We start from the raw sequence: 25,093 nt of genomic DNA, 5'->3' as shown, positions 1-25,093 counted from the left end.
TATGAAAGTTTTGCCCAATTGAAACATTAAGCGGACGAAACAATTTTTTGGCGACGCGCGGCGCGGAGGCGGCTAGAATGCCTCTCTTCTCATTTGTATTACCAATAAATGATAATGGCATGAAAGCAGAAACTCCCTCTTTTGAAGCACATCAGTTTGTTCGCGTGCGCCGTAGCGATGCGGTCCGCCGTTTGATTCAACGCGACAAAACGCCGCTGGCGGTATTGTTGATGGCGGCGGTGGTCGGCACGCTGGCCGGGCTGGTGGGCGTGGCGTTTGAAAAGAGCGTGAACTGGGTGCAGAACCAGCGAATTGGCGCCCTAGTGCAGGTGGCGGACCACTGGTACCTCGTCTGGCCGCTGGCCTTCATTCTGTCGGGGCTGCTGGCGATGGTTGGCTATTTTCTGGTGCGCCGCTTTGCGCCGGAGGCCGGCGGTTCCGGGATCCCGGAAATCGAAGGCGCGCTGGAAGAGTTGCGCCCGGTACGCTGGTGGCGCGTGCTACCGGTAAAATTCATCGGTGGTATGGGGACGCTGGGCGCCGGGATGGTGCTGGGGCGCGAAGGGCCGATGGTGCAGCTTGGCGGCAATATCGGGCGCATGGTGGTGGATGTGTTTCGTCTGCGCAGCCCGGAAGCGCGGCACACGCTGTTGGCCACCGGCGCGGCATCAGGCCTCTCCGCGGCCTTCAACGCGCCGCTGGCGGGCATCCTTTTTATCATCGAAGAGATGCGCCCGCAGTTCCGCTACAATCTGATTTCGATTAAAGCCGTGTTTACCGGCGTGATCATGTCGAGCATCGTGTTTCGTATTTTTAACGGCGAAGGGGCGATTATCGAAGTCGGCAAGTTAAGCAATGCGCCGGTGAATACCCTGTGGCTGTATCTGGTGCTGGGCATGATCTTTGGCTGTTTCGGGCCATTGTTTAATGCTCTGGTGCTGCGGACGCAGGATATGTTCCAGCGCTTCCACGGCGGCAATATCAAAAAATGGGTGTTGATTGGCGGGCTTATCGGCGGCCTTTGCGGCCTGCTGGGCCTGATGCAGCCGACCGCGGTGGGCGGCGGTTTTAACCTTATCCCGATCGCCGCAGCCGGCAACTTCTCGGTTGGGCTGCTACTGTTCATTTTTATTGCTCGCGTCATTACCACGCTGCTGTGTTTCTCTTCCGGCGCGCCGGGAGGGATTTTCGCCCCGATGCTGGCGCTCGGCACGCTGCTGGGAACGGCATTCGGCATGGCTGCCATCCCGCTGTTTCCCTCCTATCATCTGGATGCCGGTACCTTCGCTATCGCCGGGATGGGGGCGTTGCTGGCGGCTTCGGTACGCGCGCCGCTCACCGGAATTGTACTGGTGCTGGAGATGACCGATAACTATCAGCTCATTTTGCCAATGATTATTACCTGCCTTGGGGCAACACTATTGGCGCAGTTCCTCGGAGGTAAGCCTTTGTATTCGACCATTCTGCAGCGTACCCTGGCGAAACAGAAGGCCGAAGAGGCGGCGAAAGCGCAGCAGGTACCCCGGGAGAATACTTGAACGATTTACCAGGGTATTAGATAATGGCTCAAAAGGTCCGGTTATTCTTTAATCGGCCGGAAGTATCAATGGGAGCAAAAAATGAGTGATGACGTAGCGTTGCCGCTGGAATTTACCGAAGCCGCAGCGAATAAAGTAAAACATCTGATTGCGGATGAAGATAATCCGAACCTGAAACTGCGCGTGTACATCACCGGCGGCGGTTGCAGCGGTTTCCAGTATGGCTTCACCTTTGACGATCAGATCAACGAAGGCGATATGACCATCGAGAAACAGGGCGTCGGCCTGGTGGTTGACCCGATGAGCCTGCAGTATCTGGTTGGCGGCGCCGTCGACTATACCGAAGGCCTGGAAGGTTCACGTTTCATCGTGACTAACCCGAACGCGAAAAGCACCTGCGGCTGCGGCTCCTCGTTCAGCGTTTAAAGATAGTCATACCAGCCCTCTGCCACAGAGAGCAACGAACACGAAAAACGGTAACCATGAGGTTACCGTTTTGCTTTTATTACCGTCCGTTATCATCCAACGCAAAGGTCGGCAGCTTCAGGTGCCAGCGAATCGCCGCCAGGCGTATTACCAGCGTCACCATCATGCCTAACATCGCCGAGTTTTCCAGCGACAGCTGAAAGGTATAGTGCGCCGTCGCGTGCACGATACCGCCGACAATGCAGGCGGTGGCGTAGATTTCGGTGCGCAGAATCATCGGAACTTCTCGCGCCAGCACGTCGCGGATAATCCCGCCGCCGACGCCGGTGACCACGCCCATGCAGATCGCTACCAGCGGGCCGGTATGGGCAATAAAGGCTTTATTCACGCCGATGCCCACAAACACCGCCAGGCCGACGGCATCCAGCACCGGCAGTACCCATTTCGGCATGCGCCGCGGCTGGCGGACCAGTAGAATCGTTAACATACTGGTGACCATCGCTACCACCAGATCGGTCGGATCCTTTACCCAGAACACCGGGCCATTGGCCAGCGCCATATCGCGGATAGTCCCGCCGCCCACGGCGGTAACCACGCCTAATACCAGCACGCCGAAAGGGTCCATGCGTAATTTTCCTGCCAGCAATACGCCGGAGATAGCAAATACGGCTGTGCCAATAATATCCAGCCAATAGACAAGCATCGTCAGTTCCCGCTAAAAGCCTGCTGCCAGGCGGTTATTTTACCTGCTCAAGCGCAGTACAGAGTTGTTTTGCGGCAAGGATAATACGTGGGCCCGCGCGTTCAAACCAGTCGCTATGTAAGGCGATGAGCGAAATTGTGAGCTGATTTTGCCAATAGCGGTCCACGGCGGGAATTTTATCAGGATCGCCGGTGATGACGATCGCCTGCGGATGCCGTGACAGCACCTGTTCGCGGCTGACCTGCGGCCAGGGAACGCGGCTGGCGGCAAAAATATTTTCCCCACCGCACAGGCTCAATACTTGATTCTGGATCGAGGCGCTGTTGCTGGTGAACAGCGGGTTGGCGCCAAACTGCAGAAATACGCGTTTTTTCGGCGCGTTGGCATAGCGGGCTTTTAGCGCCTGGTAATCGTCTTGCATCGCCTGTGCGGCCTGACGGGCTTTTTCCGGCTGCGGGCTCCACGGCGCCAGCATCCGCAGAGCGCTGATGATTTGCTCAATCGAACCGGTTTCAACCCAGATAACTTTGATTCCCAGCGAACTGAGCTGATTCACCTGGCGTTCGGCATTGCCGCCGCGCCATGCCAGCACCAGATCGGGCTTCAGAGCGACGATACGTTCAAGGTTCATTCCCTGCCAACTGGCGACTTGTTCGATTTTCGCCGCGGCGGGAGGGTAGTCGGAATAACTGCTGACGCCGACCGGCGTAATGCCGGCAGCAAAGGCCAATTCGGTATTGGCCGGGGAGAGCGTCACCACCCGCGGCGCGGCGAAAAGCCACGCCGGGGCGAGTAACAGCAGGGCGGTTAACGCCTTCTGTAGCGACTTAGCCACGCGCCAGGTTCTGCACCAGGTTTTCCACCATCAGGGTGGACTGCTTGGCGGCGACGGCGAGGAACTCGTCGAAGCTAAGATGCGACTGCTGGTCAGCGACGTCAGAGATTGCGCGCACCACCACAAAGGGAATGCTGAAGTTATGGCAGACATGGGCGATGGCGGTCGCTTCCATTTCTACGGCAACGGCCTGCGGGAAGTTGTGGCGGATTTTCGCCAGCCCTACCGAGCCGTTGATGAATGCGTCGCCGCTGACGATCAGCCCACGAACGGCGTTGAGATTCAGCGCCTTAATGCAGGTTTCCGCGGCGGCAATCAGTTTGTCATCAGCTTTGAAACCCGCCGGACAGCCAGGTAGTTGGCCGTATTCGTAGCCGAACGCGGTGACGTCGGCATCATGATAACGCGCTTCGTCAGAGACCACGATGTCGCCGACTTTCAGCGTCGGCGCCAGACCGCCCGCGGAACCGGTATTGATAATCACATCCGGCTTGCAGCGCTCCAGCAACAGGGTGGCGCCCATGGCAGCTGCTACTTTACCAATGCCGGATTTCAGCAGAGCAACCTCGGTACCGTGAAGTTGGCCGGTATAGATTTCGCTACCGCCGATAGAGATAGTCTGGCGGTTCTCGATTTTGTCGCGCAGAAGGGTAACTTCTTCTTCCATGGCGCCAATAATGCCAATTTTCATAGATTTACTCGCGATGTGTCAGGATTAGCTGCATAGTCTATCATGCGCTTAAGGGGAAGCGTATTGCTCGCGCGGGAGAGGCTATGGCAAATATTGATTTTCGCAACAAGATTCACTGGCGTCGGCGCTACCGTTCGCCGCAGGGTGTAGAGACGGAACGCGAGATCCTGCGGGTGTTTGAAAGCGATCGCGGGCGCATTATCAATTCACCGGCCATCCGCCGCCTGCAGCAAAAAACCCAGGTCTTTCCACTTGAGCGTAACGCGGCGGTCCGCACCCGACTCACTCATTCGCTCGAAGTCCAGCAGGTCGGGCGCTACATCGCCAAAGAGGTGCTAAGCCGCCTGAAAGAGCAAAAGCTGCTGGAATGCTACGGTCTGGATGAACTGAGCGGCCCGTTTGAAAGCGTGGTGGAGATGGCCTGTCTGATGCACGATATCGGCAATCCGCCATTTGGCCATTTTGGCGAGGCGGCAATTAACGATTGGTTCAGCAAACGGCTGGCGCCGAAAGATGCCGCCAGCCAGCCGTTAAGCCAGGATCGCTGCCAGGTTGACGCGCTGCGTCTGCACGATGGCGAAGGGGTGCTCAACGAACTACGGCGTAAGGTGCGTCAGGATTTGTGCTGCTTTGAAGGCAATGCTCAGGGCATCCGTCTGGTGCACACGCTGATGCGTATGAACCTGACCTGGACCCAGGTCGGCTGCATTCTGAAATATACGCGGCCGGCGTGGTGGCGGGGAGAGACGCTTGCCAGCCATAGCTACTTAATGAAAAAACCTGGTTATTATTTAGCCGAAGAAGAGTATATCGCGCGGCTGCGTAAAGAATTGGATCTGGCGCCTTACAATCGTTTTCCATTAACGTGGATTATGGAAGCTGCCGATGATATCTCATATTGCGTTGCTGACCTCGAAGATGCGGTAGAAAAACGAATATTCAGCGCGGAGCAATTGTATCAGCATCTCTATGATGCGTGGGGCACTCATGAAAAAGGATCATTGTTCGCCCAAGTTGTAGAAAACGCGTGGGAGAAATCGCGCGCAAATTCACTGAGCCGCAGCACTGAAGATCAGTTCTTTATGTATTTACGGGTTAATACGTTGAATAAACTGGTGCCTTATGCGGCGCATCGGTTTATCGAAAACTTACCGGCTATTTTTAGCGGCGATTTTAATCATGCGCTGTTAGAGGACGACAGCGATTGTAGTCAGCTACTTGAACTTTATAAAAACGTCGCCATAAAACAGGTGTTTAGTCATCCTGATGTTGAACAGCTGGAATTGCAGGGCTACCGGGTTATCAGCGGACTGCTGGATATCTACGAGCCGTTACTGAAATTATCGCTGGAGGAGTTCAGCCAATTGGTGGAACAAGATCGGGTACGCAGTTTGCCTATTGCTTCGAGGTTGTTCCAGAAACTTTCGACCCGACATCGGTTGGCTTATGTGGAGGCGGTAAATAAGCTTTCGCGCGATACCGAAGAATATCCCGTGCTGGAGTATTATTACCGCTGTCGATTGATTCAGGACTATATCAGCGGAATGACGGATTTGTATGCGTGGGATGAATATCGCCGTCTGATGGCGGTGGAATAAGTCTGAGTTTTGTAAAGACGGACAATAAATTTTTACTTTTACCGAAACTTAACTCTGGAACTTCGCGCTATAAAATGACTCTGAGAGTGCGTACACAGCAACTTTTTCGTTATCCGAAATTTGAAATTGAGATTGAAACCTATGAAAAAAACCACGTTAGCAATGAGTGCTCTGGCTCTGAGTTTAGGTCTGGCGTTGTCCCCGCTCTCTGCGAGCGCGGCTGAAACGGCTTCCTCGGCGACCACTGCGCAGCAGATGCCGAGCCTGGCGCCGATGCTGGAAAAAGTGATGCCGTCTGTGGTGAGCATCAACGTTGAGGGCAGCACGACTGTTAACACGCCGCGGATGCCGCGTAACTTCCAGCAATTCTTCGGTGACAACTCGCCGTTCTGCCAGGATGGTTCGCCATTCCAGAGCTCTCCATTCTGTCAGGGCGGCGGCCAGGGCGCCCCTGGCGATAACGCGCAGCAGCAGAAATTTATGGCGCTCGGTTCCGGGGTAATTATTGATGCGGCCAAAGGCTACGTGGTGACCAATAACCACGTGGTCGATAATGCCACCACGATTAAAGTTCAGCTGAGCGATGGCCGTAAGTTCGATGCGAAAGTCGTCGGTAAAGACCCGCGCTCCGACATCGCGCTGATTCAAATTCAGGATCCGAAAAACCTGACGGCGATTAAGCTTGCCGACTCTGACGCGCTGCGCGTCGGCGACTACACCGTGGCGATCGGTAACCCGTTCGGCCTCGGCGAAACCGTGACTTCCGGTATCGTCTCCGCATTGGGCCGCAGCGGCCTGAACGTGGAAAACTATGAAAACTTTATCCAGACCGATGCGGCTATTAACCGCGGTAACTCCGGCGGCGCGCTGGTGAATCTCAACGGTGAACTGATCGGTATCAACACCGCAATCCTTGCTCCGGACGGCGGCAACATCGGTATCGGCTTTGCTATTCCGAGCAACATGGTGAAAAACCTGACCGAGCAGATGGTCAAGTTTGGCCAGGTGAAACGCGGCGAACTGGGGATCATGGGTACCGAGCTGAACTCCGAGCTGGCGAAGGCAATGAAAGTTGATGCCCAGCGCGGCGCGTTTGTAAGCCAGGTGATGCCGGGCTCTGCGGCGGCGAAAGCGGGTATTAAAGCTGGCGACGTGATTACCACCCTGAACGGCAAGCCGATCAGCAGTTTCGCGGCGCTGCGTGCGCAGGTCGGTACGATGCCTATCGGCAGCAAAGTCGAGCTGGGCCTGCTGCGCGACGGCAAGCCGGTCAACGTTACCGTTGAACTGCAGCAGAGCAATCAGAACCAGGTTGACTCCAGCAGCATCTTTAACGGCATTCAAGGCGCGGAAATGAGCAACAAGGGCCAGGACAAAGGTGTGGTGGTGAGCAACGTGAAAGCGGGCACGCCGGCGGCGCAGATTGGTCTGAAGAAAGGCGATATCATTGTCGGCGCTAACCAGCAGCCGGTGAAAAACATCGCTGACCTGCGCAAAATCTTCGATGCAAAACCGTCCGTACTGGCGCTGAATATTCAGCGTGGTGATACCTCTATCTACCTGCTGATGCAATAATCTATCAGCGCGCATAAGCCCCTTTCCCGTGCCGGGAAAGGGGCTTTTTTTATTCTGCCCGCAAGTTCTGTGATTCCCCCCACAACTCCATACTTCTCTGTCACGCTTTGTGCATATGCACAGTGCGTAGTTTCAGACACTCTTTTATGCTGATGCCCTGCTCAGGGGAGGGTTACATGGCTGGCTGGCATCTTGATACCAAAATGGCGCAGGATATCGTGGCGCGAACGATGCGCATCATTGATACCAATATTAACGTAATGGATGCCCGCGGGCGCATTATTGGCAGCGGCGATCGTGAGCGTATTGGTGAATTGCACGAAGGCGCGCTGCTGGTGTTGTCGCAGGGGCGGGTGGTTGATATCGATGATGCGGTCGCTCGCCATCTGCACGGCGTGCGTCAGGGGATTAACCTGCCGCTGCGTCTTGAAGGGGAAATCGTCGGCGTTATCGGATTAACCGGCGAGCCCGAATCACTGCGTAAGTATGGTGAGCTGGTGTGTATGACCGCGGAGATGATGCTCGAACAGTCGCGGCTGATGCATCTGCTGGCGCAGGACAGCCGCCTGCGTGAAGAACTGGTCATGAACCTGATTCAGGCGGAAGAAAATACCCCGGCGCTTAACGAATGGGCGCAGAGACTGGGCATCGACCTCAATCAACCACGGGTGGTGGCGATGATTGAAGTTGATAGCGGCCAGCTTGGCGTCGATAGCGCGATGGCAGAACTACAGCAGTTGCAGACAGCGCTGACCACGCCGGATCGCAACAACCTGGTGGCGATTGTCTCGTTGACCGAGATGGTGGTATTGAAACCCGCGTTAAATGCCTTTGGCCGCTGGGACGCCGACGACCACTGCAAGCGCGTTGAGCAACTGATTACCCGTATGAAAGAGAACGGCCAGCTACAGTTCCGCGTTGCGTTAGGTAATTTCTTTACTGGTCCGGGCAGTATCGCACGCTCTTATCGGACCGCGCGTACGACGATGATGGTAGGGAAGCAGCGGATGCCGGAAAGCCGCAGCTACTTTTATCAGGATCTGATGCTGCCGGTGCTGCTGGATAGCCTGCGCGGCGGCTGGCAGGCCAATGAGCTGGCGCGCCCGCTGACGCGGCTGAAGGCGATGGATAACAACGGCCTGTTGCGCCGCACCTTACAGGCATGGTTTCGTCATAACGTGCAGCCGTTGGCCACCTCAAAGGCGCTGTTTATTCATCGTAATACCCTGGAGTATCGGCTCAATCGGATTTCGGAACTAACCGGATTGGACCTGGGAAGTTTTGACGACCGTCTGCTACTGTACATTGCATTGCAGCTGGATGAGCAACGCTGACACACTCCCGCCTCAGGCGGGAGTGGAAATGACGGATTACAGGCGCTGCAGCCCGCGGGGGGTCACTTGCCAGGTGACGGTATTGGGTTGTTGCCAGCTATTGCCATTGAGTGGATTAATAATAACGGAACGATTTCCCGCTTCGGCATGGAAGACTTCAATGGTATAGCCCTCATCCAGGATGGCGGTATCTACATAGTCGCCAAGCTGCGACGATCCTTTAATTGACTGGCGATACACCACCGAACCACGCGTATTGTAGACATTGACCGTGGCGTAAGTGGTCGTAAAGTGCTTATTCGGTACCACCGAATTGGCGCTAAAGGTCAACGCGCCGCTGCCAATATCCATCTCCATCCCGGCAAAGCAAACATCATCATCGCCAAGCAGTTGCCAACTGAAGCGATCGCCATACAGTGCGGTGGTCTCCTAAGTTTCCTCTTCTGTATCAGTGGCTTCCTCATCCGGTTCAGCAGGCGTGAGCGCATAGACTTTGAGGCCCGTTTTCACCACGCGCCAGCGGTTATGCTGTTTCAGTGTGACGGCGTTTTGGGTCGTGCCATTAGTGGCGCTGGAGCGGTATGGTTCATCATGGAAAATCTCGATGATCATCCCTTCCGCGAGGGTAATCGTTTCGCTGTTTGCCAGATTGTTGGTAGCACCGGCGTAGCTGCGTTGATAAACAACCGTATCGTCCTCGGCAGTAACCGTAATGCTGGCATAGGTATGGGTGGTGTAATACGAGTGCGGTGTGCCGGCCCGTGTCGCGACCGTCATTGCGCGTTGTTTATTATCGATAACGATCTGGCAAAACTCGTTATTGCCCTGGCCGCGGAGATCGAGCGTCACGCTTTTGCCCGTTAGCTCGCCCGGATCGTTATTATCCTGAGGCAGGACATCGGCATACGCTTTAAGCAGTTCACTGCGCCGGGGTTCTTCAATATGGGGGAGCATCAGCCAAAGATCGTTTTTACAGACGCACTCTTCCTGCGCTACCAGCGAGGGCTGAGTACGGATAGCCTGAGCGTTATGCTCGAAAATCGCCTCTAAGTCATCCGCCGGACTATTGCCGAGAATAAAGTTATACAGGCCATTATCATCAATGCGCATCAGTTGGTATTTCTCACGCGCGACCAGCGTTAAATATCCCGGCGAGGTTTTCAGCCGTCCCGGCTCCATGTGGGTGATATATAAGTGATAGTGAGGGCTGAATGGAATAATTACTTTACCCGTCGCGCAGTTGGTGCCGTTCATTTTACGCTCAAACACTTTTTCACCGTTGGCGGAGAGTACACTGACTGCGGCATACAATGTCCCGGGGTAGTAGCTGTGCGGGTTGGCGCTGGTCACATTCAGAATAAGCTGCTGGTTTTCGTAATCAACATCCAGGTGGGCAAAAGGCGCATCGCTATAACCTAAAAAGGAGATCGTCACGTTACGTTCGCTGGTATCGTTTTGCTGAACGTAGTTGACGGTGACCGTATTGGCGCCTTCTTTTACGGTGATATAGCTGATATCCGGGCGATATTTTTGCGAGCGGCCTTTAGGCAGTTCGACCTGATACACGCCGATTGGCATGTCCTTCAGGGTCAGGACGTCACTATTAATCACCAGTGAATAATGGTTGCCGCAATTATCCTTGATAGCCAGCGTCTGACCGTAAATTTGCTCCGGGCGATCGATATTCAGCGTCAGGGTCAGCGCCCCCGTTTTGCCTAATATTGCCAGTTCGCTGTTATCCACCAGCCAGAAGAAGGAATCCAGCCCTAACTGTTGGCGCGCGCTATCCCATTCGCTTTGCGGTAGAAAACGATACAGCGGATAGAGCGGTTTTGTCGCCAGCGAGACGATATTTTCCCGGGTGGCGTTTTTCAGCGTTAAACCGCAGAGCTCGATAAACGGCGTCACATCATATCCCGCGGAGGTAGCGATGGCGGTTGCCAGCATATCGGCAAGCTGATGATCCGACTGCTGGAAGCTCTCGCTATTGGCAAGTTGGCGATAGTTCTGATTAAAGGTGCGGAAGGATGCGATACCTGCTTTGAATAACATCAGCATCAGGAATTGCAGGCGAGAACGCAAACCCCAACTGGTGACCGGCGTCTTGTCGGTAATATAGTTAACCAACTGTGCTTCCTGCGCGGCCAGCTTACCGTAGTTGTATAGCCAGCCATCGGTATACAGATGATTATCCTGACTCAGCGTGAGCTGTTGATAGAAGGAGGCGTAAATATTGTTCCACACTTCGCTGACGGAAAGCGTGGGATCCTGCATAAATTTACCCTGATAGCCGTGGCCGATTTCATGCAGGATAACCCACTGCGTGGCGACGTTATCCAGCCAGCCTTCGCCAACCGTTGAGGCGGTCTGCGCGCACCAGTTGGTATTATAATAAGCCGAACCGACGCCATGTTTATCCGCCCGCAAAAAGTAGCGGTTGGCAACGTTCTGATTCCATTGCGAATCGGGATTTTCGCTTAGTCCGGCCCAATCGTTATAGCTGGTGAAAAGGTGGTTATAAAAACGGTGTAACGACGCTAATCCCGCTTTCATCGCGTTGTCGCGGTCGGCGTAGGGCAACAGCAGATTGATAACATCCAGATCCACCAGCGCGAAAGACGATTTATTATTCTCCCAATCCAGGAAAAACGTCTCTTCAGACTGTCCTGATTTCCAGCTGGGGAGCGGTTTCGTCGCCGCGGGTTGTTGGTAAATCACGGAGAACTCGCAGGGGCTGTCGGTAAACAACGTATCGACAAACGGCACAGAATCGACGGTGGTGCTAATCGTTGTCCAACTGGTGGTCAGAGCGCTGGATTTTTCCACTGCGCTATCATCACACATCAGGCGCAGGGTCGAGATGCCGTTGCTGAGATCGGTTTGCCGAATTTTCAGCACCGTATTGGCGGGCAGAATAAAGCCCAGCGCCTGACGATCGTGTTTTCGTCCTTTCTCAAAACCCGCCTTATCCAGCCAGGTGGCGGATTGTAGGGTGTAACATTTTTGTTCAATTTCCTGTGTCATAGCTTGACCTCCTTTTAGGTGGAAATTGAACATAAATGAATTTAAAAAAATAAGTAATTCATATAGATACGTTGATGATGGGAAATGATGTTAGTGAGGGATAACTGAGTTTTGCTGTTAGCGAAGATGATCTACGGGTGACAAAATTGAGGATGGAGTCGGGGAAGAGGGCCAGTAGCTGGCCCGTAGCAGGCGGATTTATTTGCGCGTCAGTTTTTCCAGATCGGCTTCAATTTCACTGATCTTATTGGTGACGACGCTTTCCAGATGGCGTAAATCGTCAAGGATCTTACGCTTGAGGTCGATTTCAGTACGATCGCGCTGGCAGAGCTGATCCAGTTCGTCGATGACATAACGCAGGTTCGGACTAATCTCCTGCACTTCTTTGTAGCCCTGACCGACGCCGTCGGCGACCACGGTTTTACGCTGGCGTGGGTATTTAAACTTCACGCTTTTAGCGAAGAATTCGCCTTTATCTTTCTGGAAATAGATCTTCAGGATGTCGTTGTTAGCTTCCTGGCGCAGGCTATAGCGATCGATTTCATCAGGATTGGTAATGCCAAGACTTTTCAGATTATCGTACATAACGGTACCTTTGATATCATCATAACCATTGAATAATTAACGAAAAAATTCATCTTCGCCAGCGTCAGATATAAAAAAAGCGGGATATCTCCCGCTTTTTGTTCTGCTTAGTCGATGGTACGCAGCAGTTCGTTGATACCGACCTTACCGCGGGTCTTCGCATCAACCTTTTTCACGATCACCGCACAGTACAGGCTGTATTTGCCATCTTTCGACGGCAGGTTGCCGGAAACGACAACCGAGCCCGCCGGCACGCGGCCGTAATGGACTTCGCCGGTTTCGCGATCGTAAATTTTGGTGCTCTGGCCGATGTACACGCCCATGGAGATCACCGCGCCTTCTTCAACGATAACGCCTTCAACGATTTCAGAGCGCGCGCCGATGAAGCAGTTATCTTCGATGATGGTCGGGTTAGCCTGCAGCGGCTCGAGAACGCCGCCGATACCGACGCCACCGGACAGGTGAACGTTTTTACCGATCTGCGCGCAAGAGCCGACGGTGGCCCAGGTATCAACCATGGTGCCTTCATCAACATAAGCGCCGATGTTGACGTAGGACGGCATCAGCACGGTATTACGCGCGATGAACGCGCCCTGGCGGACTGCCGCCGGCGGCACTACGCGGAAGCCTTCTTTCTGGAAGCGTGCTTCATCGTAGTCGGCGAATTTCATTGGAACTTTATCGAAGTAGCGGCTTTCCGCACCATCGATAACCTGGTTATCGTTAATACGGAAAGAGAGCAGTACCGCTTTCTTCAGCCATTGATGCGTCACCCACTGACCGTCGATCTTCTCAGCGACGCGCAGCGCACCGGAATCCAGCAGGGCAATAACCTGGTTAACCGCTTCGCGGGTGACGGTATCCACATTTGCCGGCGTGATGTCGGCGCGACGCTCAAAGGCGGACTCAATAACGTTCTGTAACTGCTGCATTGTTTCTTTCCATTCACTTAAAAAAAATACGTTACCCTTTATCGTTTGGATTGAGGGCCTCTGTCAACCGTTGTTGCACTTCTTGTTGCAGCTCATTATTAAGGGCACGCCGGTCGGCGGTGGCGATTATAAATAAATCTTCTACTCGCTCGCCAATTGTCGTAATTCGGGCTCCGTGAAGCGAAATCCCGAGGTCGGCGAACACCTGACCGACGCGGGCGAGCAGCCCTGGCTGATCGAGCGCAATGAGCTCAAGAAATGATTTCCGGTCGGTATGGGTCGGCAGAAAATTCACCTCAGTGGCGACGGAAAAATGACGTAGTTTAGCCGCCTGGCGACGCGGGGCCGGCGGCTCCCAACTGCGTTGAGTTATTGTCTGCTCAAGACCGTGGCGAATCGCCTCGTGGCGATCGGCGGAAAGCGGGCTGCCGTCGGGTTCAAGGACGATAAAGGTATCCATCGCCATGCCGTCGCGGGTGGTGAAGATCTGCGCATCGTGAACGCTGAGGTTGCGCCGATCCAGTTCGCCGCAGACGGCGGCGAACAGGTAAGGGCGGTCCGGGCTCCAGATGAAGATCTCGGTGCCGCCGCGGGTGGCCCGCGAACTCAGCAGGATCATCGGTTTACTGAGATCGTGCTTCAGCAGGTTGCGGGCGTGCCAGGCGAGCTGGTTCGGCGTATGCCGCACAAAGTAGTTCGCCCGGCAGCGGTTCCAAATCTGGTGCAGCGCCTCTTCATTGATATTGTCCATGCGCAACAGCGCCAGCGCCTGCAGCTGATGGTGGCGTACCCGTTCACGCATATCCGGCGTGCTCTGCATACCGCGGCGCAGCTGTTTTTCGGTGGCGAAATAGAGCTCGCGTAGCAGGCTTTGCTTCCAGCTGTTCCACAGCGTTTCGTTGGTGGCGCAGATATCGGCGACGGTCAGGCATACCAGATAGCGCAGGCGATTTTCCGTCTGTACCTCTTCGGCGAACTGTTTAATCACCTCCGGGTCCTGAATGTCGCGGCGCTGGGCGGTTACCGACATCAATAGATGCTGGCGTACCAGCCAGGCGACCAGCTGCGTCTCCCGCGAATTGAGCCCGTGGAGCTCGGCGAATTTCAGCACGTCTTCGGCGCCGAGAATCGAGTGATCGCCGCCGCGGCCTTTAGCGATATCGTGAAACAGGGCGGCGATGAGGATAAGTTCAGGATGGGCCAGCCGCGGCCACAGCTCAACGCACAGCGGATGGCGGCTGCGGGTCTCTTCTTTCGCGAAGCTTTCCAGCTTTAACAAGACGCGTATGGTGTGTTCGTCGACGGTATAGGCGTGAAACAGGTCGAACTGCATCTGACCGACAATATGCGACCACTGCGGCATATAGGCCCACAGCACGCTGTGGCGATGCATCGGCAGCAGGCCGCGACTCACCGCGCCCTGATGGCGCAGCATGCTGAGGAAGAGAGTTCGCGCCTCCGGGATATAGCACAGCGGCTGCGTCAGGTGGCGGCGCGCGTGGCGCAGGTGGCGCAGAGTAGTGGAGTAAATGCCGGTGATGCTGCTGTTGCGCACCATAATAAAGAACATCCGCAGAATTGCCTGCGGCTCGCGCATAAACAGGGTGTCGTCACGCAGGTCTATCAGGGTGCCGCGCAGTTGGAAATCATCATCAATAGGCCGCGGCTTTTCGTTCTCGGTTAGCGCGAGGATCGCCTCGTCAAACAACTGCAGTAGCATGTTATTGAGTTCACTCACCCGACGCGTGACGCGGAAGAAATCTTTCATCATGTGTTCGATCGGCTGATTACCTTCGCCTTCATAGCCGAGGCGGTGGGCGACATTCAACTGACGATCGAAAAGCAGGCGGTTATCGTAGCGATTCACTTCAAGATGCAAAGCAAAACGGATACGCCAGAGCTGGTGCAGGCACTCGTTAAGCTCGTTGCGCTCGGCTTCGGTGAGGAAGCCGAAACCGACCATTTCATCAAGCGAGGTGGCGCCGAAGTGGCGGCGGGCCACCCATTGTAGGGTATGTATATCGCGCAGGCCGCCGGGGCTGCTTTTGACGTCCGGCTCCAGGTTGTAACTGGTGCCATGGTAGCGCTGGTGGCGAACATTCTGCTCTTCAACCTTGGCGGCGAAGAACTTTTCCGACGGCCAGAAGCCGTCGCTGAAAATATGTTTTTGCAGTTCAAGAAACAGCGCGACATCGCCGATGAGTAGGCGGGATTCAATTAAGTTGGTGGCGACGGTAAGATCTGAAAGCCCTTCGAGCAAACACTCTTCGAGGGTACGCACGCTGTGGCCGACTTCGAGCTTAACGTCCCACAGCAGGGTCAGGAGCTCGCCGACCTTTTGCGCCTGCTCGTCCGGCAGCTTTTTACGGCTCAGAATTAGCAGGTCGACGTCGGAGAGCGGGTGCAGCTCGCCGCGGCCATAGCCGCCAACGGCCACTAGCGCCAGGTCGCAGACAGATTCAAAACCATAGTCGACCCACAGCCGCTGCAGCAGCTGGTCGATAAACTCGGTGCGCGCCGCGATGAGCTGCTCTGCGGCGATGCCGTTATCAAATGCCTCTCCGAGCCAGTGCTGGAAGGTATCGATGTGCGCCTTGATTGCGGCACAGTTCAGATCGCCCTGCGGCCAGTTCACCGGATGTTCCGGCGGGATGGGCAGAAGAGGGGAGGCTGTGTCAGGTAAAGAGTTGCTCATCGCGTCACCATAAGAAAAAACTATCTAATAAAAAAGCCGGCGGGCGCCGGCTTTTCATTATTCGTCGTGCGAGATTATCGCCGGGATGGTGTCATCCTTGCGTAGCGTCAGAATTTCGCAGCCGTTATCGGTTACCACAATAGTATGCTCGTACTGCGCAGACAAGCTACGGTCTTTGGTTTTCACCGTCCAGCCGTCCTTCATGCTGCGGATCTCTTTCTTACCGGCGTTGACCATCGGTTCGATGGTGAAGGTCATACCCGGCTTGAGCACCACGTCGGTTTCCGGCGAATCATAGTGCAGTACCTGCGGTTCTTCGTGGAAGCCGCGGCCGATACCGTGCCCGCAGTACTCGCGCACCACGGAAAAACCTTCCGCTTCAACGAATTTCTGGATCGCCGCGCCGATCGCGCGCAGGTTGATCCCCGGTTTAACCATCTTCAGCGCCAGATAGAGGCTTTCCTGGGTGATGCGGCACAGGCGCTCGCCGAGGATAGTCGGTTTACCGACGATGAACATTTTTGAGGTATCGCCGTGGAACTCATCTTTAATCACGGTCACGTCGATATTAACGATGTCGCCGTCTTTCAGCAGTTTGCCGTCATCCGGGATGCCGTGGCACACCACTTCATTAATAGAGATACAGACCGATTTCGGGAAGCCGTGATAGCCGAGGCAGGCGGAGACCGCTTTCTGTTCATTAACAATGTAGTCGTTGCAGATGCGATCCAGCTCGCCTGTGCTGACGCCCGGTTTGACGTAGGGTTCGATCATTTCCAGCACTTCGGCGGCCAGGCGGCCGGCAACGCGCATTTTTTCGATGTCTTCAGATGTCTTGATAGAGATAGCCATGGAATATGTCCAGCAGTGTCGATTTTTTCGACAATAATAGATTAAGTCCTGTCAATGGTAACAGTCCGGGTACGCTGGTGCCAAATTGAGAATCATTAACAGCACGAGACGTCAACAAGAGTTGGTGTCTGGCCAGGTTTTGTGGTATAAAGCGCGCCGGACTTCCGTTCCATCTCAGATACACAAGGATGGGCGTAAGCGACATACTCATATTGTGTAAATAACACACACGTATCGGCACATATTCCGGGGTGCCCTTTGGGGTCGGTAATATGGGATACGTGGAGGCATAACCCCAATTTAATCTATAGAGGTTTTAAACATGGCAACTGTTTCCATGCGCGACATGCTCAAGGCTGGTGTTCACTTCGGTCACCAGACCCGTTACTGGAACCCGAAAATGAAGCCTTTCATCTTCGGCGCGCGTAACAAAGTTCACATCATCAACCTTGAGAAAACTGTACCGATGTTCAACGAAGCTCTGGCTGAGCTGAACAAAATCTCTGCCCGTAAAGGCAAGATCCTGTTCGTTGGTACTAAGCGCGCTGCAAGCGAAGCGGTAAAAGAAGCTGCTAACAGCTGCGACCAGTTCTTCGTGAACCATCGCTGGCTGGGCGGTATGCTGACTAACTGGAAAACCGTTCGTCAGTCCATCAAACGTCTGAAAGACCTGGAAACTCAGTCCCAGGACGGTACTTTCGAGAAGCTGACCAAGAAAGAAGCGCTGATGCGCACTCGTGAGCTGGACAAGCTGGAAAACAGCCTGGGCGGTATCAAAGACATGGGCGGCCTGCCGGACGCACTGTTCGTTATCGACGCTGACCACGAGCACATCGCTATCAAAGAAGCAAACAACCTGGGTATCCCGGTATTTGCTATCGTTGATACCAACTCTGATCCGGACGGCGTAGACTTCGTTATCCCGGGTAACGACGATGCAATCCGCGCAGTTAGCCTGTACCTGGGCGCTGTTGCAGCTACCGTTCGTGAAGGTCGCTCTCAGGACCTGGCTTCTCAGGCGGAAGAAAGCTTCGTAGAAGCTGAATAATAAGGTTTAAGCCCTTATTAGTACCGTGTATGAATAGGGGCCAATTTTAGGCCCCTTTTTTCAATTTATGCTGTTTGGCCGCAGGCCGGGCAGTTTCCACATCTCCCGAGGATTTTAGAATGGCTGAAATTACCGCTTCCCTGGTAAAAGAGCTGCGCGAACGTACTGGCGCAGGCATGATGGATTGCAAAAAAGCACTGACTGAAGCTAATGGCGACATCGAGCTGGCAATCGAAAACATGCGTAAATCCGGCGCGATCAAAGCGGCGAAAAAAGCAGGCAACGTTGCTGCTGACGGCGTGATCAAAACCAAAATCGACGGCAACTACGGTTACATTCTGGAAGTTAACTGCCAGACTGACTTCGTTGCTAAAGATGGTGGTTTCCAGGCATTTGCTGACAAAGTACTGGACGCCGCTGTTGCTGGTAAAATCTCCGACGTTGAAGTTCTGAAAGCGCAGTTCGAAGAAGAACGTGTTGCCCTGGTTGCTAAAATCGGTGAGAACATCAACATCCGTCGTATCGCTATCCTGGAAGGCGACGTTCTGGGCAGCTACCAGCACGGTGCGCGCATCGGCGTTCTGGTTGCCGCTAAAGGCGCTGACGAAGAGCTGGTTAAGCAGCTGGCAATGCACGTTGCTGCAAGCAAGCCGGAATTCGTTAAGCCGGAAGACGTTTCTGCTGAAGTAGTAGAAAAAGAGTACCAGGTTCAGCTGGACATCGCGATGCAGTCCGGTAAGCCGAAAGAAATCGCAGAGAAAATGGTTGAAGGCCGTATGAAGAAATTCACCGGCGAAGTTTCTCTGACTGGTCAGCCTTTCGTTATGGAACCGAGCAAATCTGTTGGTCAGCTGCTGAAAGAGCACAACGCCGACGTTACTGGCTTCATCCGCTTTGAAGTGGGCGAAGGCATCGAGAAAGTTGAGACTGACTTTGCAGCAGAAGTTGCTGCGATGTCCAAGCAGTCTTAATTTTTAAAAAAAGGAGCCGCCTGAGGGCGGCTTCTTTTTGCGCCTCTCTTGTAAAATCAGCCAATCGCTTATAGTGACTGCGCTGAACGATGACATACAATGTCGTCAGAATTAACTCATCTCAATCGTTGACAGTCTCAGGAAAGAAACATGGCTACCAATGCAAAACCCGTCTACAAACGTATTCTGCTGAAGTTAAGTGGCGAAGCTCTGCAGGGTTCAGAAGGCTTCGGTATTGATGCAAGCATACTTGACCGTATGGCTCAGGAAATCAAAGAACTGGTTGAACTGGGTATTCAGGTTGGCGTAGTGATTGGTGGCGGTAACCTGTTCCGTGGTGCTGGTCTGGCGAAAGCGGGTATGAACCGCGTTGTGGGCGACCACATGGGCATGCTGGCAACGGTCATGAACGGCCTGGCAATGCGTGATGCGCTCCATCGCGCCTATGTGAACGCTCGCCTGATGTCCGCAATCCCGCTGAACGGCGTGTGTGACAACTACAGCTGGGCGGAAGCGATTAGCCTGCTGCGTAACAATCGCGTGGTGATCCTCTCCGCAGGTACCGGCAATCCATTCTTTACTACCGACTCCGCAGCCTGCCTGCGCGGTATTGAAATCGAAGCCGACGTGGTACTGAAAGCGACCAAGGTTGACGGCGTGTTTACCGCTGACCCGGCGAAAGATCCTTCCGCCACCATGTACGATCAGCTGACCTACAGCGAAGTACTGGATAAAGAGCTGAAAGTGATGGATCTTGCCGCCTTCACCCTGGCGCGCGACCACAAACTGCCGATTCGCGTATTTAACATGAACAAGCCTGGCGCGCTGCGTCGTGTGGTGATGGGCGAAAAAGAAGGCACATTGATTACGGAATAATTCCCGTCGGCGCTAATTCCGGGTAATATTCCGCTTTACTTTAGCGGGGAAGTTGCCCGGTTAATTGAATTAATCCGGACTATACTTAGCTCACTTTTGCGGTGAGCGACCGTGTGGTCTGTCTGAGACAAGTTTTCAAGGATTCGTAACGTGATTAGCGATATCAGAAAAGATGCTGAAGTACGCATGGAAAAATGCGTTGAAGCATTCAAAAACCAAATCAGCAAAATTCGCACGGGTCGTGCTTCTCCAAGCCTGCTGGATGGCATCATTGTAGAATACTACGGTACGCCGACTCCGCTGCGTCAGCTGGCAAGCGTTACGGTAGAAGATTCCCGTACGCTGAAAATCAACGTCTTCGACCGCTCTATGAGCCCGGCCGTTGAAAAAGCGATTATGGCGTCTGACCTGGGTCTGAACCCAAGCTCTGCGGGTAGCGATATCCGCGTTCCGCTGCCGCCGCTGACAGAAGAACGTCGTAAAGATCTGACCAAGATCGTGCGTGGCGAAGCTGAACAGGCGCGTGTCGCCGTGCGTAACGTTCGCCGTGACGCGAACGACAAAGTTAAAGCTCTGCTCAAAGAGAAAGAGATCAGCGAAGATGACGATCGCCGCTCTCAGGACGACGTGCAGAAAATGACTGACGCCGCCATTAAGAAAGTTGATGCGGCGCTGGCAGAGAAAGAAGCGGAACTGATGCAGTTCTGATTTTCTGCCGTTACGCGGGCCCGGGATATTCGGGCTGCGTAAAGTCTGAAACGCCGTACAGAAGACCGTACGCTCAATATTTGGGATTGCGTAAAAATAGCTGGCCTTGTAGCCTTCCGTTCTATACCGAAGGTCATTCGCCGCCGTTTTAGCCCCGAGGATTGATGCATAAAGGGCTTGCTGGCGGCGTTTTGCTTTTTATCCTGTCACAATTCTTCTGGACGTCTCATGAAGCAATTAACCGTTCTCGGTTCGACCGGTTCAATCGGCTGCAGCACGCTGGACGTGGTGCGCCATAATCCCGAAAGCTTTTCCGTCGCCGCGCTGGTCGCGGGGAAAAATGTCGACCGTATGGTTGAACAATGTCTGGAATTTTCTCCCCGCTTCGCGGTGATGGATGATGCGCAAAGCGCTGAGCGTTTGCGTACGCTGCTGCGTGAGCAGGGCTGCCGCACGGAAGTGCTGAGCGGTAAGCAGGCGGCGGCCGACGTCGCGGCGCTGGATGAGGTCGATCAGGTGATGGCGGCCATCGTTGGCGCGGCCGGTCTGGCGCCGACGCTGGCGGCCATTCGCGCCGGCAAAACGGTGTTGTTAGCGAATAAAGAGTCGCTGGTGACCTGCGGCCGCCTGTTTATGGACGCGGTTCAGCAGTACGGCGCTCGCCTGTTGCCGGTTGATAGCGAACATAACGCGATTTTTCAGAGTTTGCCGGAAACAATTCAAAACCATCTGGGATACGCTGACCTGACGCAGAACGGCGTCTCGTCGATTCTGCTGACCGGTTCCGGTGGACCTTTCCGGGAAACGGCGATTTCTGAGCTGGCGGCAATGACGCCGGATCAGGCTTGCCGCCATCCGAACTGGTCAATGGGACGCAAAATTTCCGTTGATTCCGCCACGATGATGAATAAAGGGCTGGAGTACATCGAAGCCCGCTGGCTGTTTAATGCCTCTGCTCAGCAGATGGAAGTCATTATTCATCCGCAATCGGTGATTCACTCCATGGTTCGCTATCAGGACGGCAGCGTGCTGGCGCAATTAGGCGAGCCGGATATGCGCACGCCGATCGCCCATACCATGGGTTGGCCGCAGCGCCTGAACTCCGGCGTTAAACCGTTGGACTTCTGTCAATTGAGCAACCTGAGTTTCTCAGCGCCGGATTACGATCGCTATCCGTGCCTGAAGCTGGCAATGGACGCTTTTGATGTCGGCCAGGCCGCGACGACGGCGTTGAATGCCGCTAACGAAGTTTCGGTGGCGGCGTTTCTGAATAGTGAAATCCGCTTTACCGATATTGCGGCGGTTAACCAGGCGGTGCTGGATAGTATGGCGCTCAATGAACCGCAAAGTATTGATGAAGTGGTTGCGATTGATGCCGAAGCGCGCGTCGCCGCACAGCGACAACTCCGATAACACATGGCGTAGGGGAGCCCCTGTAACGCGTTGTGATATTTGTGGGCGCTGGGCTTCGGTGATATAGTCTGCGCCACCCGATCGTTGCATTTTGTTGTGAAAGATTACGGTGGCCGTGGCAAGACACGGCTTTTTTGCGTAAAGCTTTTGGTTGTTCTCTGCGATTGGCTGTAGCTCCGGCGCCGGATAAAAATGCGTATTCAGCGCTGCCCGGCGGCGTGTGTGTTGTGGCTTAGCTAATCCTTATTATGGACTTAAAACGCGTTATGTTGTCTGCTAATCAAACTGTCAGCAAAATGTCGCCTGCGCATGGTTGTCGCCATGTCGCCATTATCATGGACGGCAACGGTCGTTGGGCGAAACAACAAGGTAAAATTCGCGCCTTTGGCCATAAAGCTGGAGCGAAATCTGTTCGTCGCGCGGTCTCCTTCGCGGCGAATAATGGTATTGAAGCATTAACGCTTTACGCATTCAGTAGTGAAAACTGGAACCGTCCGGCGCAGGAAGTGAGCGCGCTGATGGAACTGTTTGTCTGGGCCCTGGATAGCGAAGTAAAAAGCCTGCATCGTCACAATGTCCGCCTGCGGATTATCGGCGAGACGACGCGCTTTAATGCCCGGCTGCAGGAGCGTATCCGTAAGGCGGAAGCGCTAACGGCAAACAATACCGGACTAACGCTGAATATCGCCGCTAATTACGGCGGCCGCTGGGATATCGTCCAGGGCGCGCGTCAACTAGCCGAACAGGTACAAAACGGGTTGCTAAAACCTGAAGAGATCACGGAAGACATGTTGAGTCAGCAGGTGTGCATGCATGAACTGGCTCCCGTTGATTTAGTTATTAGGACCGGGGGAGAGCACCGAATAAGTAACTTTTTGATTTGGCAAATTGCCTATGCCGAACTTTACTTTACGGATGTTCTTTGGCCCGATTTTGCTGAACAGGACTTTGAAGGTGCACTCCATGCATTCGTTAGTCGAGAGCGTCGTTTTGGCGGCACAGAAGAGCCGGGTGGCAGTCATGCCTGATGGGGGTCACTTTTGCTGAAGTATCGCCTGATTTCCGCTTTCGTTTTAATTCCCGTCGTAATTGCGGCGCTTTTTCTATTGCCGCCCGCGGGTTTTGCTATCGTCACCCTGGTCGTTTGTATGCTCGCCGCGTGGGAGTGGGGGCAATTAAGCGGTTTCACCTCAACGACGCAGCGCGTGTGGCTGGCGGTGCTTTGCGGCCTGCTGCTGGCGCTAATGCTCTTTATGTTGCCTGAATACCACTATGACGCTCATCAACCGATGGTTGAGGGATCGTTATGGGCTTCGTTTGGCTGGTGGATTGTCGCCTTGGTGCTGGTGCTCTCTTATCCGGCCTCGGCGGCGTTGTGGCGCCATTCAAAAGCGCTGCGTCTGATCTTCGGCGTGCTGACTATTGTCCCGTTTTTCTGGGGCATGCTGGCGCTGCGGGCCTGGCATTATGCCGATAACCACTATAGCGGCGCGGTGTGGCTGCTGTACGTCATGATTCTGGTGTGGGGGGCGGATTCCGGCGCCTACATGTTCGGTAAAATGTTCGGTAAGCATAAGCTGGCGCCAAAGGTTTCCCCGGGGAAAACCTGGCAGGGTTTCTTCGGTGGCCTGCTGACGGCCGCGGTTATCTCCTGGGCGTACGGCATGTGGGCTCATCTGGATGTCACCCCAACCGTGTTGCTGATTTGCTCGGTGGTGGCGGCGCTGGCTTCAGTGCTGGGCGATTTGACGGAAAGTATGTTTAAGCGTGAAGCCGGCATCAAGGATAGCGGGCATCTGATCCCTGGACATGGCGGTATTTTAGATCGCATTGATAGCCTGACGGCTGCGGTGCCGGTGTTCGCTTGTCTGCTGTTGTTAGTCTTCAGGACGATTTGACGGAAGGTTTTATGCTGAGCGTTCTCTGGAATTTGGCCGCTTTTATTATTGCGCTTGGCGTACTGATCACCGTGCACGAGTTCGGCCATTTCTGGGTGGCTCGTCGCTGCGGCGTGCGCGTTGAACGTTTTTCCATTGGTTTTGGTAAAGCGCTGTGGCGCCGCGTAGATAAGCAGGGTACTGAATTTGTTATCGCGCTGATCCCGCTTGGCGGCTATGTGAAGATGCTCGACGAACGCGTCGAGCCGGTGGCGCCGGAAATGCGTCATTACGCTTTCAATAATAAAACCGTCGGTCAGCGTGCGGCCATCATTGCCGCAGGCCCTATCGCCAACTTCATTTTTGCCATCTTTGCTTACTGGCTGGTGTTTATCATCGGCGTCCCTGGCGTACGTCCGGTTGTTGATGAAATATCGCCCAATTCCATCGCTGCGCAAGCACAAATTGCAAAAGGAATGGAACTTAAAGCGATAGATGGCATCGAAACGCCTGATTGGGATGCAGTTCGTATGGCGTTAGTCGCGAAGATCGGCGACCAACAAACAATACTTACCGTCGCCCCTTTCGGGACGAACCAACGTCAGGATAAAATCCTCGATCTGCGTCACTGGGCGTTTGAGCCGGATAAACAAGATCCGGTGGCCTCGCTGGGCATCAAGCCGCGTAGCGCGCAGATTGATACCGCGCTGGCTGAGGTACAATCTCAGTCGGCCGCGCAGAAAGCAGGTTTGCAAGCGGGAGACAGGATCGTTAAAGTCGATGGTCAACCGTTAACGCAGTGGATGACGTTTGTTAATCTGGTGCGTGATAATCCGGGCAAGGCGCTGGCTCTGGAGGTCGACAGACAAGGTACGCCGCTGTCGTTGACTTTGACTCCGGATACGAAGTCGGTGAAAGGCAAGGCTGAAGGGTTTGCAGGGGTAGTACCAAAGGTTATCCCGCTGCCTGATGAATACAAGACAGTGCGTCAGTACGGGCCGTTTGCCGCCATCGCCGAAGCCACGGATAAAACCTGGCAACTGATGTCGTTAACGGTCAGGATGCTGGGCAAATTGATAACCGGTGATGTCAAACTGAACAACCTCAGTGGGCCGATTTCTATCGCTCAGGGGGCTGGAATGTCAGCGGAATTTGGGTTGATTTACTATCTGATGTTCCTTGCGCTGATAAGCGTGAACCTTGGAATAATCAACTTGTTCCCGTTACCCGTCCTCGACGGGGGGCATCTGCTGTTTTTGGCGATTGAAAAGCTGAAGGGCGGGCCGGTATCCGAGCGAGTTCAAGACTTTAGTTATCGCATTGGCTCAATACTGCTGGTGCTGTTAATGGGGCTTGCACTTTTCAATGATTTCTCTCGGTTGTAAGAGAGTTTGTTAGGAAGAACGCATAAT

The 25,093-nt window shown here is 54.3% G+C and carries 20 protein-coding genes and 1 pseudogene; 13 read left to right on the top strand and 8 right to left on the bottom strand.

Annotated elements, in window-relative coordinates:
- The first annotated feature begins 119 nt into the window (after nucleotides 1-119).
- Nucleotides 120-1,538: a H(+)/Cl(-) exchange transporter ClcA gene (gene clcA, locus ABLU78_RS05725; protein WP_015368182.1), complete on the top strand. Its 1,419-nt coding sequence runs from the start codon at nucleotides 120-122 to the stop codon at nucleotides 1,536-1,538.
- 81 nt (nucleotides 1,539-1,619) lie between these two features.
- On the top strand, nucleotides 1,620-1,964 hold the full coding sequence (gene erpA, locus ABLU78_RS05720) for an iron-sulfur cluster insertion protein ErpA (protein WP_015368181.1): 345 nt from the start codon (nucleotides 1,620-1,622) through the stop codon (nucleotides 1,962-1,964).
- Nucleotides 1,965-2,043: 79 nt separating this feature from the next.
- Here the strand turns inward: erpA and ABLU78_RS05715 are convergent, their stop codons facing one another.
- The 3 genes from ABLU78_RS05715 to mtnN are packed head-to-tail and all read right to left on the bottom strand — an operon-like array spanning nucleotide 2,044 to nucleotide 4,193.
- On the bottom strand, nucleotides 2,044-2,667 hold the full coding sequence (locus ABLU78_RS05715) for a TRIC cation channel family protein (protein WP_045386064.1): 624 nt from the start codon (nucleotides 2,665-2,667) through the stop codon (nucleotides 2,044-2,046).
- A 34-nt stretch (nucleotides 2,668-2,701) separates the two neighbouring features.
- The gene (gene btuF / locus ABLU78_RS05710) at nucleotides 2,702-3,502 is read right to left on the bottom strand and encodes a vitamin B12 ABC transporter substrate-binding protein BtuF (protein WP_045386066.1); all 801 of its coding nucleotides are present in this window, start codon (nucleotides 3,500-3,502) and stop codon (nucleotides 2,702-2,704) included.
- Nucleotides 3,495-4,193 carry a 5'-methylthioadenosine/S-adenosylhomocysteine nucleosidase gene (gene mtnN, locus ABLU78_RS05705; RefSeq protein ID WP_015704439.1) on the bottom strand — a complete coding sequence of 233 codons (699 nt, stop codon included), beginning with the start codon at nucleotides 4,191-4,193 and terminating at the stop codon, nucleotides 3,495-3,497. Before mtnN ends, btuF begins: the two co-directional genes overlap by 8 nt.
- 83 nt (nucleotides 4,194-4,276) lie before the next feature.
- Here mtnN and dgt point away from each other — a divergent pair, with 83 nt between their 5' ends.
- The 3 genes from dgt to cdaR all read left to right on the top strand — a co-directional run bounded on the left by dgt (nucleotide 4,277) and on the right by cdaR (nucleotide 8,700).
- Nucleotides 4,277-5,791, top strand: a complete 1,515-nt coding sequence (dgt, locus tag ABLU78_RS05700; protein ID WP_032709913.1) for a dGTPase — start codon at nucleotides 4,277-4,279, stop codon at nucleotides 5,789-5,791.
- Nucleotides 5,792-5,932: 141 nt separating this feature from the next.
- Nucleotides 5,933-7,366, top strand: coding sequence for a serine endoprotease DegP (degP, locus tag ABLU78_RS05695; RefSeq protein ID WP_015704441.1), 1,434 nt, complete (start codon nucleotides 5,933-5,935; stop codon nucleotides 7,364-7,366).
- A gap of 176 nt (nucleotides 7,367-7,542) precedes the next feature.
- Nucleotides 7,543-8,700, top strand: a complete 1,158-nt coding sequence (gene cdaR / locus ABLU78_RS05690; RefSeq protein WP_020079583.1) for a DNA-binding transcriptional regulator CdaR — start codon at nucleotides 7,543-7,545, stop codon at nucleotides 8,698-8,700.
- Between the two features lie 36 nt (nucleotides 8,701-8,736).
- Here the strand turns inward: cdaR and ABLU78_RS05685 are convergent.
- The 5 genes and pseudogenes from ABLU78_RS05685 to map all read right to left on the bottom strand — a co-directional run bounded on the left by ABLU78_RS05685 (nucleotide 8,737) and on the right by map (nucleotide 16,788).
- Nucleotides 8,737-11,724 (bottom strand): annotated as a pseudogene (locus tag ABLU78_RS05685) (putative mucin/carbohydrate-binding domain-containing protein).
- Between the two features lie 198 nt (nucleotides 11,725-11,922).
- Nucleotides 11,923-12,309 carry a DUF3461 family protein gene (locus ABLU78_RS05680; protein ID WP_015368173.1) on the bottom strand — a complete coding sequence of 129 codons (387 nt, stop codon included), beginning with the start codon at nucleotides 12,307-12,309 and terminating at the stop codon, nucleotides 11,923-11,925.
- 107 nt (nucleotides 12,310-12,416) lie between these two features.
- Entirely contained in the window at nucleotides 12,417-13,241 is an 825-nt protein-coding gene (gene dapD, locus ABLU78_RS05675) for a 2,3,4,5-tetrahydropyridine-2,6-dicarboxylate N-succinyltransferase (RefSeq protein WP_015368172.1), read from the bottom strand.
- A gap of 31 nt (nucleotides 13,242-13,272) precedes the next feature.
- Nucleotides 13,273-15,936, bottom strand: coding sequence for a bifunctional uridylyltransferase/uridylyl-removing protein GlnD (glnD, locus tag ABLU78_RS05670; RefSeq protein ID WP_020079581.1), 2,664 nt, complete (start codon nucleotides 15,934-15,936; stop codon nucleotides 13,273-13,275).
- A 57-nt stretch (nucleotides 15,937-15,993) separates the two neighbouring features.
- Entirely contained in the window at nucleotides 15,994-16,788 is a 795-nt protein-coding gene (gene map, locus ABLU78_RS05665; RefSeq protein WP_015704444.1) for a type I methionyl aminopeptidase, read from the bottom strand.
- 322 nt (nucleotides 16,789-17,110) lie between these two features.
- Here map and rpsB point away from each other — a divergent pair, with 322 nt between their 5' ends.
- The 8 genes from rpsB to rseP all read left to right on the top strand — a co-directional run bounded on the left by rpsB (nucleotide 17,111) and on the right by rseP (nucleotide 25,066).
- The gene (rpsB, locus tag ABLU78_RS05660) at nucleotides 17,111-17,836 is read left to right on the top strand and encodes a 30S ribosomal protein S2 (RefSeq protein WP_004858107.1); all 726 of its coding nucleotides are present in this window, start codon (nucleotides 17,111-17,113) and stop codon (nucleotides 17,834-17,836) included.
- A 119-nt stretch (nucleotides 17,837-17,955) separates the two neighbouring features.
- The gene (gene tsf / locus ABLU78_RS05655; RefSeq protein ID WP_015368168.1) at nucleotides 17,956-18,807 is read left to right on the top strand and encodes a translation elongation factor Ts; all 852 of its coding nucleotides are present in this window, start codon (nucleotides 17,956-17,958) and stop codon (nucleotides 18,805-18,807) included.
- Between the two features lie 150 nt (nucleotides 18,808-18,957).
- On the top strand, nucleotides 18,958-19,683 hold the full coding sequence (gene pyrH, locus ABLU78_RS05650; protein WP_004098747.1) for a UMP kinase: 726 nt from the start codon (nucleotides 18,958-18,960) through the stop codon (nucleotides 19,681-19,683).
- A gap of 150 nt (nucleotides 19,684-19,833) precedes the next feature.
- Nucleotides 19,834-20,391, top strand: a complete 558-nt coding sequence (gene frr / locus ABLU78_RS05645; RefSeq protein ID WP_015368165.1) for a ribosome recycling factor — start codon at nucleotides 19,834-19,836, stop codon at nucleotides 20,389-20,391.
- Between the two features lie 228 nt (nucleotides 20,392-20,619).
- Nucleotides 20,620-21,804: a 1-deoxy-D-xylulose-5-phosphate reductoisomerase gene (gene ispC, locus ABLU78_RS05640; protein WP_015704446.1), complete on the top strand. Its 1,185-nt coding sequence runs from the start codon at nucleotides 20,620-20,622 to the stop codon at nucleotides 21,802-21,804.
- A gap of 266 nt (nucleotides 21,805-22,070) precedes the next feature.
- Entirely contained in the window at nucleotides 22,071-22,832 is a 762-nt protein-coding gene (gene ispU, locus ABLU78_RS05635) for a (2E,6E)-farnesyl-diphosphate-specific ditrans,polycis-undecaprenyl-diphosphate synthase (protein ID WP_032710057.1), read from the top strand.
- A gap of 12 nt (nucleotides 22,833-22,844) precedes the next feature.
- Nucleotides 22,845-23,702 carry a phosphatidate cytidylyltransferase gene (gene cdsA, locus ABLU78_RS05630; RefSeq protein ID WP_015368161.1) on the top strand — a complete coding sequence of 286 codons (858 nt, stop codon included), beginning with the start codon at nucleotides 22,845-22,847 and terminating at the stop codon, nucleotides 23,700-23,702.
- An 11-nt stretch (nucleotides 23,703-23,713) separates the two neighbouring features.
- The gene (rseP, locus tag ABLU78_RS05625; protein ID WP_045390141.1) at nucleotides 23,714-25,066 is read left to right on the top strand and encodes a sigma E protease regulator RseP; all 1,353 of its coding nucleotides are present in this window, start codon (nucleotides 23,714-23,716) and stop codon (nucleotides 25,064-25,066) included.
- The last annotated feature ends 27 nt before the right edge of the window (nucleotides 25,067-25,093 follow it).

It is taken from the genome of Klebsiella sp. JN_Kp122 (genome assembly GCF_040062085.1).
Taxonomy (GTDB): Bacteria; Pseudomonadota; Gammaproteobacteria; order Enterobacterales; family Enterobacteriaceae; genus Klebsiella; species Klebsiella aerogenes.
The sequence above is the reverse complement of the archived record's forward strand: the minus strand, read 5'-3'. Positions and strand labels throughout refer to the sequence as shown.

What these genes read in the sequence shown, in the direction of transcription:
- clcA (WP_015368182.1), top strand. Translation starts at nt 120, where the DNA reads ATGAAAGCAGAAACTCCCTCTTTTGAAGCACATCAGTTTGTTCGCGTG.
- erpA (WP_015368181.1), top strand. Translation starts at nt 1,620, where the DNA reads ATGAGTGATGACGTAGCGTTGCCGCTGGAATTTACCGAAGCCGCAGCG.
- ABLU78_RS05715 (WP_045386064.1), bottom strand. Translation starts at nt 2,667, where the DNA reads ATGCTTGTCTATTGGCTGGATATTATTGGCACAGCCGTATTTGCTATC.
- mtnN (WP_015704439.1), bottom strand. Translation starts at nt 4,193, where the DNA reads ATGAAAATTGGCATTATTGGCGCCATGGAAGAAGAAGTTACCCTTCTG.
- dgt (WP_032709913.1), top strand. Translation starts at nt 4,277, where the DNA reads ATGGCAAATATTGATTTTCGCAACAAGATTCACTGGCGTCGGCGCTAC.
- degP (WP_015704441.1), top strand. Translation starts at nt 5,933, where the DNA reads ATGAAAAAAACCACGTTAGCAATGAGTGCTCTGGCTCTGAGTTTAGGT.
- cdaR (WP_020079583.1), top strand. Translation starts at nt 7,543, where the DNA reads ATGGCTGGCTGGCATCTTGATACCAAAATGGCGCAGGATATCGTGGCG.
- ABLU78_RS05680 (WP_015368173.1), bottom strand. Translation starts at nt 12,309, where the DNA reads ATGTACGATAATCTGAAAAGTCTTGGCATTACCAATCCTGATGAAATC.
- dapD (WP_015368172.1), bottom strand. Translation starts at nt 13,241, where the DNA reads ATGCAGCAGTTACAGAACGTTATTGAGTCCGCCTTTGAGCGTCGCGCC.
- glnD (WP_020079581.1), bottom strand. Translation starts at nt 15,936, where the DNA reads ATGAGCAACTCTTTACCTGACACAGCCTCCCCTCTTCTGCCCATCCCG.
- map (WP_015704444.1), bottom strand. Translation starts at nt 16,788, where the DNA reads ATGGCTATCTCTATCAAGACATCTGAAGACATCGAAAAAATGCGCGTT.
- rpsB (WP_004858107.1), top strand. Translation starts at nt 17,111, where the DNA reads ATGGCAACTGTTTCCATGCGCGACATGCTCAAGGCTGGTGTTCACTTC.
- tsf (WP_015368168.1), top strand. Translation starts at nt 17,956, where the DNA reads ATGGCTGAAATTACCGCTTCCCTGGTAAAAGAGCTGCGCGAACGTACT.
- pyrH (WP_004098747.1), top strand. Translation starts at nt 18,958, where the DNA reads ATGGCTACCAATGCAAAACCCGTCTACAAACGTATTCTGCTGAAGTTA.
- ispC (WP_015704446.1), top strand. Translation starts at nt 20,620, where the DNA reads ATGAAGCAATTAACCGTTCTCGGTTCGACCGGTTCAATCGGCTGCAGC.
- ispU (WP_032710057.1), top strand. Translation starts at nt 22,071, where the DNA reads ATGTTGTCTGCTAATCAAACTGTCAGCAAAATGTCGCCTGCGCATGGT.
- rseP (WP_045390141.1), top strand. Translation starts at nt 23,714, where the DNA reads ATGCTGAGCGTTCTCTGGAATTTGGCCGCTTTTATTATTGCGCTTGGC.